The sequence below is a fragment of the Laceyella putida genome (assembly GCF_042665195.1).
GTDB classification, from domain to species: domain Bacteria; phylum Bacillota; class Bacilli; order Thermoactinomycetales; family Thermoactinomycetaceae; genus Laceyella; species Laceyella putida.
The window spans coordinates 17,123-30,910 of the sequence record NZ_JBHTBW010000052.1 but is presented as its reverse complement, the minus strand read 5'-3'; the positions used below and the strand labels follow the sequence as shown (position 1 = coordinate 30,910).

General features: G+C 46.9%; 7 protein-coding genes. 5 read left to right on the top strand and 2 right to left on the bottom strand.

The window, feature by feature from the left end:
• The first annotated feature begins 68 nt into the window (after positions 1–68).
• The 5 genes from gltB (at position 69) to ACFQNG_RS15620 (ending at position 11,559) form a co-directional block, all read left to right on the top strand.
• Entirely contained in the window at positions 69–4,655 is a 4,587-nt protein-coding gene (gene gltB / locus ACFQNG_RS15640) for a glutamate synthase large subunit (protein ID WP_379866440.1), read from the top strand.
• Between the two features lie 11 nt (positions 4,656–4,666).
• Entirely contained in the window at positions 4,667–6,145 is a 1,479-nt protein-coding gene (locus tag ACFQNG_RS15635; protein ID WP_379866438.1) for a glutamate synthase subunit beta, read from the top strand.
• 380 nt (positions 6,146–6,525) lie between these two features.
• Complete coding sequence (locus ACFQNG_RS15630; RefSeq protein ID WP_379866437.1) at positions 6,526–8,268, top strand: ABC transporter ATP-binding protein; 1,743 nt, start codon at positions 6,526–6,528, stop codon at positions 8,266–8,268.
• A gap of 964 nt (positions 8,269–9,232) precedes the next feature.
• Positions 9,233–10,558, top strand: coding sequence for an MFS transporter (locus ACFQNG_RS15625; protein ID WP_379866436.1), 1,326 nt, complete (start codon positions 9,233–9,235; stop codon positions 10,556–10,558).
• Between the two features lie 380 nt (positions 10,559–10,938).
• Positions 10,939–11,559: a DUF2238 domain-containing protein gene (locus ACFQNG_RS15620; protein ID WP_379866434.1), complete on the top strand. Its 621-nt coding sequence runs from the start codon at positions 10,939–10,941 to the stop codon at positions 11,557–11,559.
• Between the two features lie 277 nt (positions 11,560–11,836).
• On the opposite strand, the gene ACFQNG_RS15615 is transcribed toward ACFQNG_RS15620, so the two are convergent.
• Both ACFQNG_RS15615 and ACFQNG_RS15610 read right to left on the bottom strand, forming a co-directional pair.
• Positions 11,837–12,904, bottom strand: a complete 1,068-nt coding sequence (locus ACFQNG_RS15615) for a C45 family autoproteolytic acyltransferase/hydolase (RefSeq protein WP_379866432.1) — start codon at positions 12,902–12,904, stop codon at positions 11,837–11,839.
• A 66-nt stretch (positions 12,905–12,970) separates the two neighbouring features.
• Positions 12,971–13,561, bottom strand: coding sequence for a TetR/AcrR family transcriptional regulator (locus ACFQNG_RS15610; RefSeq protein ID WP_379866431.1), 591 nt, complete (start codon positions 13,559–13,561; stop codon positions 12,971–12,973).
• Positions 13,562–13,788: the final 227 nt, after the last annotated feature.

Genomic DNA, 13,788 nt, shown 5'->3' with positions numbered 1-13,788 from the left:
ATACATGCGAACGTGATATTTTCTAACAAACTAAGCACTAACTAATCTTCACAAAGGAGTGAAGAATGATGAGTCATACAGAATTGCCAAAACAGCAAGGACTTTATCATCCCGAATTTGAACATGATGCTTGCGGCATCGGATTTGTCGCCAGTCTAAAAGCAGAAGCTTCACACGATATTGTCGAGCAAGGGCTTCATATCCTGCGTCAATTGGTTCACCGTGGTGGCGAAAACCAAGCGACGGGTGACGGCTCAGGGATCATGATGCAGATTCCACACGAATTCTTCAAGAAAGTGTGTAAAAAACTGGGGATTTCATTACCGGATCCCGGACAATACGGAGTCGGTATGATGTTTTTACCCCATGAACCGTCTCTTCGAGCAGCTTATGAGCAGAAATTGGAACAGATTATCGCTGCGGAGGGGCAAACCCTGTTGGGATGGAGAACCGTACCGACTAATAGTAAGAATATTGGGAAAATAGCCAAAGAAACGCAACCGGCGATTCGCCAAGTTTTTATCGGGAACAAAGAAGGGCTCGACCCACTATCCTTTGATCGTAAACTTTATGTTATTAGAAAACTGATGGAAAAGGAAGCGGGTGAAGATTTTTACACGGCTACCATGTCAAGCCGAACCATTGTTTATAAAGGTTTGTTAACGCCTGCGCAACTGGGGGAATTTTATCTCGATCTGCAAGATCACGCATTTGCTTCCGCTTTTTCCATGGTGCACAACCGATTCAGCACCAATACCTTCCCAAGTTGGAAACGGGCCCATCCGAACCGTTACTTGCTCCATAACGGCGAGATCAATACCTTGCGCGGCAACGTGAATTGGATGATCGCCCGCGAAAAAATGTTCCAATCTGATGTGTTTGGTGAAGATCTTGACAAGATTCTCCCTATCTTGGATATGGAAGGCACCGATTCCGCGATCTTGGACAACTGTTTTGAATTCTTAACCTTGTCTGGCCGTTCGTTGGCACATGCGGCGATGATGATGATTCCGGAACCTTGGGAACATGATGAGCAAATGAGTGAGCCGCGCCGCTCCTTCTATGAGTACCATAGTTGCTTGATGGAACCGTGGGATGGTCCAACCGCCATCGCTTTTACGGATGGAAACCAAATCGGCGCCATTCTCGACCGAAATGGCCTTCGTCCCGCCAGATATTATGTTACCTCTGATGATATGGTGATTTTCTCTTCCGAAGTGGGCGTTGTCGATGTGCCCGAAGAGAAAGTGGTTCGCAAAGCCCGCTTGCAACCGGGGCGCATGTTGCTCGTGAGCTTGGAAGAAGGCCGCATTATCAATGATGATGAATTGAAAGAACAGATTGCCAAAGAAGCGCCATATCGCCAGTGGTTAGATGAGCATTTGCTTGAATTGAAAGATCTGTCCGAACAACCCCGTGTCACGGAACTCGACTCGGACACGGTGTTCCGCTTGCAAAAAGCATTTGGTTATACCTATGAGGAATTAACTAAAAACCTGTTGCCGATGGTGACCGAGGGAAAAGATCCCGTCGGGGCCATGGGAAGCGACACTCCGCTCGCTGTCCTGTCTGACCGGCCACAACTCCTGTATAACTATTTTAAACAATCTTTCGCCCAAGTGACGAATCCGCCGATTGACGCGATTCGTGAACAATGTGTCACTTCCACGATGACCCTTTTGGGATCGGAGGGCAATTTGTTAAAACCTGAACCCACTCATTGTCGTCGCATCCGTTTATCCACTCCGGTGATTTCAGATGATGAACTGGGCAGAATCTTGGTCAATTCCCATCCTGAATTTACAACCAAAACGCTTCCGATGCTGTTTAATGTTTCTAAGCAGGATGAATTGGAACAAGCCTTGGATGAGTTATTCGCCCGTGCGGATGAGGCGATCAACGAAGGAGTTACCTTGCTTGTCCTGTCAGATCGCGGAGTGAATGAAGAGTTTGTTGCGATTCCCGCTCTTTTGGCCGTCAGCGGCCTGCACCATCATTTGGTGCGCCAGGGAACGCGCACCAAAGTGAGCATTCTCGTCGAATCGGCTGAACCGCGCGATGTGCATCAGTTGGCCATGTTGATCGGATACGGAGCAGATGCGATTAATCCTTATCTGGCCATCGCCACTTATAAAGAGTTGATCCGGGATGGGTCATTAACCAACATCACTCATGCCGAAGCGGTTCGCCGCTATATCCAAACGGCGACGGAAGGCATCGTGAAAGTCATGTCCAAAATGGGGATTTCCACGATTCAAAGCTACCGCGGCGCACAAATTTTCGAAGCTATCGGAATCGGCAAGGAAGTCATCGAAAAATATTTCACCCGTACCTCATCGCAAATCAGTGGGATTCAGCTCCATGTCATAGCGCAAGAAGCGGCCATGCGCCACGCTCAAGCGTTCCACCCGCACGCGTACGATGAAAAAGCGTTGGAATCGGGCAGTGAGTTGCAATGGCGCCGCGACGGGGAGTTTCATGCGTACAATCCCAAAACGATCCACACATTGCAGCAAGCATGCCGTCGCAATGACTATTCCTTGTTTAAGAAGTTTACGGAGATGGCCAATGATGAACAACTCACCTTCTTGCGGAGCTTGTTTGCGTTCAAGTCGGATCGTTCATCCATCCCGATTGAGGAAGTGGAACCGGTTGATTCGATTGTCCGCCGCTTTAAAACCGGAGCGATGTCGTATGGAGCGTTAAGCCAAGAGGCGCATGAGGCGTTGGCTATCGCCATGAACCGACTGGGTGGAAAAAGCAATTGCGGCGAAGGTGGAGAAGATCCACGGCGTTACGAATTAGATGCCAATGGGGATTCCCGCCGCAGTGCAATCAAGCAAGTGGCTTCCGGGCGCTTCGGTGTCAACAGCCACTATTTGGTCAACGCGGACGAGATTCAAATCAAAATGGCGCAAGGCGCGAAACCGGGCGAGGGTGGCCAATTGCCAGGCAACAAGGTATACCCGTGGATTGCGGAAGTTCGCGGATCCACTGTGGGCGTAGGGCTCATTTCACCACCGCCACACCATGATATCTATTCCATTGAAGACTTGGCGCAATTGATTCATGATCTGAAAAACGCCAATCCGCGCGCACGGATCAGTGTCAAGTTGGTATCCAAAGCCGGCGTGGGTACGATCGCCGCCGGGGTGGCCAAAGGTTTGGCCGACGTGATCGTCATTAGCGGACATGACGGAGGAACCGGCGCTTCACCTCGCACGAGCATTAAACATGCCGGGATGCCATGGGAGCTTGGCCTGGCGGAAGCCCATCAAACCTTGATGTTGAACCAATTGCGCGACCGCGTGGTACTGGAAACAGACGGAAAAATGATGACTGGTCGGGATGTGGTGATGGCCGCTCTCTTAGGCGCTGAAGAATATGGTTTCGCCACCGCTCCGCTCGTTGTTCTCGGATGCGTGATGATGAGGGTTTGCCATTTGGATACATGTCCAGTGGGTGTCGCAACGCAAAATCCGGAATTGCGCAAGAAATTCATGGGCACGCCCGAGCATGTGGTGAACTATATGATGTTTGTGGCGCAAGAAGTGAGAGAAATCATGGCTGAGCTTGGTTTCCGCACGATCGATGAAATGGTTGGACGCACGGATGTGTTGACGGTCAGCGATCGCGTGAAGGCGCATTGGAAAGCGAAGTACCTGGATCTGTCGCCATTTTTCCATCAGCCTGAAGTTCCCGGTGAAGTGGGCAGATTTTACCAAACGCCGCAAAACCATCGTTTGGAAGAATCCCTTGACCACCGTGAACTGGTCTCCCTGTGCCAGCCCGCACTGGAAGAGGGGAAACCGGTGAAGGCATTCTTCCCGATCAACAATACCCATCGGGTGGTGGGAACAATTCTGGGCAGCGAAGTGACGAAGCGTCATGGTGAACAAGGCTTGCCTGAGGACACCATCCATCTGCGATTCAAAGGTTCGGCGGGACAAAGCTTTGGCGCGTTCGTGCCCAAAGGCATCACCCTGGATATCGAGGGCGATACCAATGACTATGTCGGCAAAGGGTTGTCCGGCGGCAAAATCATCGTGAAGAAACCAGCCTTGGCTCCGTTCGCTTCCCATGAGAACATCATTATCGGTAACGTTGCCTTCTATGGCGCCACCTCGGGAGAAGCCTATATCAACGGGATGGCCGGAGAACGTTTCTGTGTGCGCAATAGCGGTGTGCACGCTGTGGTTGAAGGGATCGGAGATCATGGATGTGAGTATATGACCGGCGGTCGCGTTGTCGTCTTGGGATCGGTGGGCAAAAACTTCGCGGCGGGGATGTCCGGCGGTGTCGCTTATGTGCTGGTTGACGACCTCGAACAGTTTCATAAGCATTGCAACAAAGAAATGGTTCTGCTCGAACAGTTAGTGGAGAAAAAAGAGATCGAACAAGTTCGGAACATGATCACCAAACATGTGCAATATACTTCCAGCCAACGGGGGAAAGCCATTTTGGCGGAGTGGGACAGTCAAGTGCAGAAATTCGTCAAAGTGATCCCCAAAGATTACAAGGCGATGACGGAAGCGATCAACACACTACGGCAAACGGGCTTGTCCTTTGCTGAAGCAACGGCGGCCGCGTTTGCCCAATTAAAGAAGAGCCGTGAGCAAAAAGCGAAAAACAATGCCTTGGTCACGACAGGATAGGAGGGGATATTATGGGGAAACCTACTGGATTCATTGAATATGAAAGGGAAGTGCCAAAAGAACGAGATCCTCTTTCGCGCCTTAATGATTGGGGAGAGTATCAACTTCCATTCTCCGAAGAAAAATTGCAAATCCAAGGGGCCCGCTGCATGGACTGCGGCACCCCTTTCTGTCATACAGGTATTGATCTGAACGGTTCTACTTCCGGTTGCCCGTTATATAATCTCATTCCTGAATGGAACGATCTCGTCTATCGTGGGCGTTGGAAAGAAGCGTTGGAACGCTTACTCAAAACAAACAACTTCCCAGAGTTTACCGGACGGGTGTGTCCGGCTCCTTGCGAAGGGTCTTGCACCGTTGCCATCCATGATCCTGCCGTGGCCATCAAAAGCATTGAACAAGCCATTATCGACAAAGGCTTTGCCGAGGGTTGGATTGTGCCCCGACCACCCAAAAACCGAACAGGGAAGAAAGTCGCGGTGGTTGGTTCCGGTCCGGCAGGTCTGGCTTGTGCGGATCAGTTAAATAAAGCGGGTCATTTGGTTACGGTGTTTGAGCGGGATGACCGCATTGGCGGGTTGTTGATGTACGGAATTCCCAACATGAAGCTGGAGAAAAAAGTGGTTGAGCGCCGCGTGAACTTATTGAAACTGGAAGGGATCACCTTCGTTACCAACACAGAGATCGGCAAAGATGTGACGATGAGTCAATTGCAAGCGGAGTTCGATGCTGTGGTTCTCTGCGCAGGGGCACAAAAACAACGGAACCTCGACATCGAGGGGAGAGAATCCACCGGCATCGAGTATGCGATGAAATATTTGACCGAGTCCACCAAAAGCCTACTCGATCCGCAATATGGCGAACCCACCATTTCCGCTGAAGGAAAGGATGTGATCGTCATTGGTGGGGGAGATACCGGTGCGGATTGTGTCGCGACCGCATTGCGCCAAAAATGCCGGAGTGTGGTGCAGTTTGGTAAGCATCCCCGATTGCCGGATGTACGTAACATTGATAACCCTTGGCCGGAATACCCTTATGTTTTCACGCTGGATTATGCGTATAAAGAAGCTGAAGCGAGATTCGGCAGAGATCCTCGCCAGTATTCGATCGCGACCAAGAAGATTGTGAGTGATGAGCAAGGTCACGTGAAAGAGCTGCACACGATCGATATGGAGAAGATTCGCGGAGAAGACGGCCGTTACACCTTTAGAGAGATTCCGGGAAGCGAGCGGGTCTGGCCGGCACAACTCGTATTGATCGCGATTGGTTTTGCGGGAACGGAAGAAAGACTCATCTCCCATGCGGGACTTGAGCATAACAATCTCAAAGTGAAGGCGGCTTATGGCGATTATCGCACCAATCTGGAAGGTGTCTTTGTCGCGGGCGATATGCGAAGAGGGCAAAGCTTGATTGTATGGGCGATTCATGAAGGCAGGGAAGCGGCCCGTGAGTGCGACAAGTATTTGATGGGATATACGAATTTGCCATAAGACACTAATCATGCGGATATCAACAAGAGGGTTCTCTCTTTATGGGGGAACTCTCTAATTCAACCAGCAATGCAAATGCTAATGAATTTGACAAAAGAATCGTTGGTTACGATATTAAGTGATCAAATCCATTTACCCCCTTAGCAATTTGCTGAGGGGGAATTTTTTTACACAGGTTGGAACTTTCGTGCCGTTTTTGTGCGTATCTCGAATATACCCCTAAGTGATTACTAACAAGATAAGATGGATATTTCCGATTATTTTTTATAGTATAAATCGATGAAATATGATGTTTACTCCTGCACGGAACATCTTCTTATTTGTAAATGGTGTACCCCTTATATGTGTTTATTTAAATAACACAAAAAAAGGGGTAAATCATGCGTTTTCCAGTAAAAAAATTTTTCTCATATTACAAACCGTATTTAAAGTTGTTTCTTTCGGTATTGGCGTGCGCCTTTATCGTATCTGCTGTGACTTTGGTGTTTCCATTGCTCGTTCGGTATATTACGAAAGATGTTCTGGAAGGAGACTTATCCACTGCGCTAGGTGAAGTGTACTGGATTGGTGGGCTGATGCTTGTTTTAGTCGCGATCCAGAATATCGGGAACTACTTTGTAGACTACAAAGGTCATGAGGTCGGTGCTCGTATGGAAAGGGATATGCGTAGCGAGTTGTTCGCGCATATGCAGAAGCTTTCCTTAAGCTTTTACGATAAGGAAAAGACAGGTCAGCTCATGTCTCGAATAACGAATGACCTGCTACTGCTTTCCGAGCTCTACCATCACGGTCCAGAAGACTACGTCAAATATCTCGCCCGTTTTATTGGAGCATTTGTCATTTTGTTCTTTATTAACGCCCCCTTAACGATCGCTGTGTTCTGTTTTTTACCATTCTTAGGTGTCTTTACATTGTATTTTAATAAGAAGTTGAACAAGGCATTAAGAAGAAACAAAGAGCGAATCGGGGACGTAAACGCACAGGTAGAGAATAGTCTATCGGGAATCCGCGTGGTAAAATCGTTTGCCAACGAGCACGTAGAGATTGAGAAGTTTAACCGAGAAAATAATCGTTTCCTCGATAGCCGAAAGAAAACGTACAAGGCTGAAGCGTATTTTTTCAATGGTGTTGAAGCGTTTATCCAACTGATTACGATCACGGTGATTATCTTTGGTAGTGCTAGTATTGTGAATAACACTTTAGAGTTAGCTGATTTGATTACTTTCTTACTGTATATCAGCTTTATGATTGAGCCAATTCAACGACTGACTCATATGAGCACGCAGTTTCAAGAAGGAATCACTGGCTTCCAGCGCTTTATGGAAATCATGAATCTGAAGCCAGCAATCGAAAACAAACCGAATGCCATAACCTTGCCAGAGGTACATGGTGAGATTGAGTTCAAGCAAGTTTCCTTCCGTTACGAAGACCATTTGGACAATGTCTTAGTAAACCTGTCGCTTCGTATACAACCGGGAGAGTACGTTGCGTTAGTTGGTCCGTCTGGTGCGGGAAAAACTACATTATGCTCGCTCATCCCTCGCTTTTATGATGTGACAGATGGGGAGGTGTTACTAGACAGGATCAACGTCCGTGATATCGACCTGCAGTCATTAAGAAATAACATCGGTATTGTACAGCAAGATGTTTACCTTTTTGCGGGAACGGTGATGGAAAATATCCGCTACGGAAATCCAGCGGCGAGCGATGAAGAAATTATCGCGGCAGCCAAGCACGCCAATGCCCATGACTTTATTATGAGCTTGCCAAATGGCTACCACTCCGAGATCGGACAAAGAGGTGTCAAATTGTCTGGTGGTCAAAAGCAGCGACTAAGTATCGCTCGCGTATTCTTAAAAAATCCACCCGTTCTGATTTTAGATGAGGCAACGAGCGCGCTAGATAACGAGAGTGAAAGCATCGTCAAGAAATCACTAGAATCGTTAGCTAAAGGACGTACGACCCTCGTTATTGCCCATCGCCTTTCCACTATCCGCAATGCTCAACGAATTATTGTACTAACGGAGGACGGTATTGTGGAACAAGGTACGCACGATGCGTTACTTGCACGCGATGGAGTGTATGCACACCTGTATTCCAAGCAGTTTGAATTGCAAGTATAAGCTCTTTAAACAAACTGTTGATGTTGATATGTTGAACAAGCTCACTGTTCTTGCAGTGGGCTGTTTTTCTGTTCTTAACGTACAGGGGATTATGTCTAAGCGTACAATTCTTCATAGGATCGATCTCGTACCTCTTGTTGAGTGTACCATCTGAATGCTCGGCAACGGAAGGGATCGAATGATCAAATAAAATAAACAATCGATTGCTTAACGTGTAGGTAGTCGTTTCTGTATTTAGATAAAAAAGGAGAAGCAGGCGGCCAGAAGGCCGCTTTTCCGCCCTGAAACACCCACATATACCGTTACAAAACAAATATTTTGTTACGTTGAGTATATAAGTATAAATCGATGATGCTGTTTTCATACTTGATCAGCATCTTTCTTTCGCGTCTCAATAGATAAAGTTAACTATAGTATTGAGAAATGAAACGAAAAAATTTATTAATAGCATATGATGACTGGGTGTAGATCATTTATCGCCATTCATGCTATTTGTAATTACTGAATACCCTGTATAAACACGAAATGACTTGAGTTTCCTAAGTAACGCCTCAAGTCATTTTTTTCATTTATTGGGCAAATGTCAGCAAAATCGGTCGATGCTCCCTCCACCCCATATATGATTGTTGGATGTTATCAGAACGATTCGTGTGTTTTTGACTTGATCTGTTCCAAGAATATCTATTCTCACTACTCTTTTTAACGGCGAAATGGGCCAAATGCGTCAGGAGCCCGATTTCTGTTTTTGCGCCTCTTTCCTCCTCGAAGATGTTAAAATGTCCGTTAGTTTTATGCAACAACTCCCAAATACCGGTACAACTATCAATTCTAAACTGTCGTTACTGAATGATAAATGATATTCTTTGAAAAGAAATAGTGTTTCTGATAGTTATCAAAGCATCTGAGTGTTGACGAGGCCAATAAAGAAGCGTTCAAACCAGTACTTCAAGAGGAGGATGTAACAATGTCTCAATCCATCGAGCGCTTAAAGAAGCGACGCATCGCAGGCAACATCTTCAAAGGATCGGTTGGAAATCTAATTGAATGGTACGACTGGTACGTCTATACTGCTTTCGCGGTGTATTTCTCGGCCGAGTTCTTCCCCAAGGGAGACCCGACAAGCCAACTGCTTAACACAGCGGCGATCTTCGCCGTCGGCTTCCTGATGCGCCCGATAGGGAGCCTGCTGTTGGGCCGATACGCCGATCGTCATGGCCGTCGTGCCGCGCTGACGCTTTCCATCTCCGTCATGGCCGGTGGTTCTCTGATTATTGCCTGCACACCTGGTTATGGAACCATTGGCGTGTTGGCTCCCATTATTCTGGTTATCGCACGCCTTCTCCAAGGGTTGTCGCTAGGTGGAGAATATGGAACTTCGGCAACGTACCTGTCCGAAATGGCCAGCAGCGGCCGCCGCGGCTTCTATTCGAGCTTCCAGTACGTCACGCTCATTGCCGGACAGCTGGTGGCACTGGGTGTTCAGATCATCCTCCAACAAATACTCAGTGAACCCGATATGAAGTCCTGGGGCTGGCGTATTCCCTTCGTTATCGGAGCAATGGGGGCATTGGCTGTATTGTGGCTGCGCCGCACGATGGACGAATCAGAGCAGTTCTCAAAAATGGGTTCTGAAAGCCGGGCTAGCGCTGGGACAATTCGAGCTCTGATGAAGCACCCCAAGGCGGTGCTGACAGTAGTCGGACTTACGCTCGGCGGAACTGTTGCCTTCTATACCTACACAACGTACTTACAAAAGTTCATGGTGAATACGGTGGGACTCCCCACGGAGGTCGTCAGCTGGATCAACTTTGTTGCCCTGCTGGTATTCGTCGTACTTCAACCTCTCGCCGGCATGCTGTCCGACCGGATTGGACGGCGCCCGCTATTGATTAGTTTCGGTATCCTCGGAACGTTGTTGACGGTGCCACTGTTCCTTATCTTGGAACAGACGAAAAACCCTATCGGCGCTTTCTTGCTCATGATGGCGGGTCTCATCGTTGTCACTGGTTACACTTCCATTAATGCAATCGTGAAAGCCGAGCTCTTCCCAACAGAAGTCCGTGCCCTTGGCGTGGGTTTCCCTTACGGAGTCACCGTGGCGGTGTTCGGCGGGACGGCGGAGTTCATCGCGTTATGGTGCAAGAGCATTGGCTTCGAGTCACTCTTCTACTACTACGTAGCTGCCTGTATTGCCGTGAGCTTCATCGTCTACTGGCGTATGGCTGAGTCTTCTAAGGTCTCCCGCATCGAAGCCGAGCTCGACGATGAAATGCGCGAGCAATCTGAATAGCTCCCAGACACAAACAAACCGGTACCCTGCACGCTAAGGGGTGACCGGTTTGTTTGTTATGTTGACTTTGCATCCGGTGACTTGGCGCTAACCGGTGTGCCACCGATGACCAACAGTACAGCGACCATCGACATAACCAATCGTGTTATGTACCTTTTCAAACTCATCTAATTGACCCAATAAATGGAATCTGTCGTGTTGCGCTAGCTACAAAAAGTTTACCAACCCTTACCCGTTTTTCACCGGTTGATTGACTTTTTGTTGATCTGTTCCCCCAGGGCAAATGGCGGCAAAATAGCCGGATGCTCTCTTCTTAGAACGCGAAATGTGTGATAAAATCTAATTAATCGACTAATCATTTCGTTCTGAAAGGAGTCATCATGAACGATAGTCACCGGCATCTTATCTATTTACTTATCGGACTCATCGTTTTCATCTGGTCAGCGATCGAACCGCTCGAGCGGTTCACCTGGTTTCTTGAGGTTGCCCCTTCAACCATCTTTATTGCTGTACTGATTTATATGTATCCGCGTTTCCCCCTTACACACCTCACTTATCTTCTAATCTTATTCTGGTCCATTGTCATCTTTATCGGCGGGCACTACACATACGCGGAGATGCCTCTGTTCAACACCATTCGCGATCAATTCCAGTTAGACCGCAACTATTATGACCGCTTTGCCCATGTCATTCAAGGCTTGGCGCCGGCCATCTTTGCCCGCGAAATCTTTATTCGCAGACAAATCGTGTTGCATCGGCGTTGGCTCGCATTTCTGGTGGTGTGTGTCTGCTTGGCTTTCAGCGCGGCATATGAGCTGCTTGAATTTTTTAGCGCTTTGGTCGGCGGCGCGCAAGTGGATGCTTTTCTCGGCACGCAAGGCGATGTCTGGGATCCCCAATGGGATATGACATGTGCACTCATCGGGGCTGTATTATCCTTAGCCTTGTTTAGCCGCATGCATGATAGACAAATGAACAAAGGGAATAACGAATCTCTCTAATCGACAAAGCACTTGCCGGTACAATGGTAAGTGCTTTGTTTTCCAGATGGAAAAGGGCGAGCTGCCCACGGCGTAACTTGCCGTTAGTGGAAAGATAAAAAAATAAGCCGGGGTATTGGCCTAGTTCAGGTACCCACTAGCTTACTTAAAACGTTCAATACACAAAAAACGAATCCTGTGACTGGGACGCGTTACCCCCCTGTATTCGTATAAGAGTTGAAATGGCTTCAGGATTCTTAAGCAAAAAAGCCTACAATGACATATTGCAAAGGCATTTTTATATCGAATAGATTAAAAACTCGTTGGAACAGGGATTGCCATTGGCTATATACATTATTCCTTCTTCTGGAACCATGATGAACGAGGCTAGCGTTTGCATTTCCCAAATCGCTGTTTTATGGGGATCAGGATGTCTGCAGATGCTTACGGGATAATCTTGGTGGTCGGACAAAATCTTCATCATCGTCTCGGGCGTGATGGATCCCGCGTGTTGTCCCAGCAAATGTTGCATTCTTTCCCTTCGTTTTAAACTATCTGGCAAAATCGTAGCAGCCATATCGTGGGCTTGAAACCGCTCGGTACAATAACAATTGGTATGAAACAATAAATCATGGTGTGGTTCGATCATTTCAACATCATCAAATACACTTTCGATACCAACCATTTCTCCGCTCGCGCTAGCCAGATGATAATATCCAACTCCTCTTGCCATTTGTTGCAACAAATCAACTGCGTCCTTAAAGGAAAATTGCCTCATCACTTTTGGAAGATAGCAGGCCAAGGGGATATTAAACCGATAGGTGCCTGTTTCCGTAAAAAGAGAGTTGGCACACATTCCGAATCCAGCCGAGCTTAAGGTATATTCCACAATCCCTCCTAAAGACAAGGCAAGCTGCCTGATGCCACTTCGATGATGGATTTTTAACAAATACATCGAGTACCTGGGGTACCAATCAATGTTTTGTCCCAAAATCGTTTTTCCGTCAGCCGTCACTTTGCCGCTGGCTGCAAACGAAGTGCAAAGACCTAGAATATTTCTATAATAAAAAGATAATTCTAATATTGTGCGAAGTGCGAACATTCGCTGAAAGGAAATGCCCAGTGCGTCTGCTTGTCCTTGGAGCTGTTGAATCAGTTCGGGATCATAGGCTTGTGTGGCGGGAATAAATTTAGATGCTTCAGCAATGACATGATCAATCTCTGTTTGATATCCTCTTGCTAAAATACTAAGTGAATCCTCTAGAGAAAACAAAATCTCCCCTTTACAAGCATTTCCTATTTGCATTCCGATCTCGTATGGAGTTCCATAACACTCCACGACAGGTAATGATTTCGTTTCTTCCACTAGAAGCCCTACCTTTCGTGCTGTTTTTGTGGATACCTTCTTCGGTCCCGTTCACTACTACTTGTCTTAGGAATCCACGCTGATTCCAAACCAATAATCCTTCCATACCCTTTCGATTTTTTGCTCTTCGAAGCCAGGATTTAAGAGAAAAGCCATAAGCAATCCAGCTCTTACACATCGGAAAGAAAAATCGATCTCTTCCAAGGGAGTGTTTCGAATTTTTCCTGCACGGATCCCCTGCTCAAAGATGGCACGCAACTTACTTGAATAGCCTAATTCCATTTGGGAAAGATCTTGAAAGATTCGTTCTTTTAGTGGCACAGGTGGAAACAACATTACACGGTTCCAAAACGCGGAAATCTCCGTATTTTTTGCAAAAAAGAGAATATATTGTCGGAAAATATAAAATAGCTGATCTTGAAACTCTAGTTTTTTTGCTTCATTGATGATTTGATCCATAAACTGACGATACTGGATAATGCATTTTTCAAGGATAGCTAGGTATAATTCCTCCTTTCCCTTGAAATAAACATAGATGGCAGGCTTAGTGATGCCAACTTGCTCGGCAATTTGATTCATCGTAGTTGCTTCATAACCATTCATAGCAAAAAGTCTAAGTGCTATTTTTTCGATTTTTTCTCTTGTTGATTGATTCATCATTCAACACCTTCCCAATTACCTACCGGTAAGTAAACCATAACAAAAATAAAGGGAATATTCAATCAGTAAGACCGTCGCCATCAAGCTAAGAAAAAGGATTCCAGGTAAACATAATCACGATGTTTCTTATATTCCGCATATTAACCCCTCTTTCTGCATGAGATTTTTTCAAATGCACATATTAACATCAGGTGATTCATATGTGGCAAGCAATCGTTTCCTAC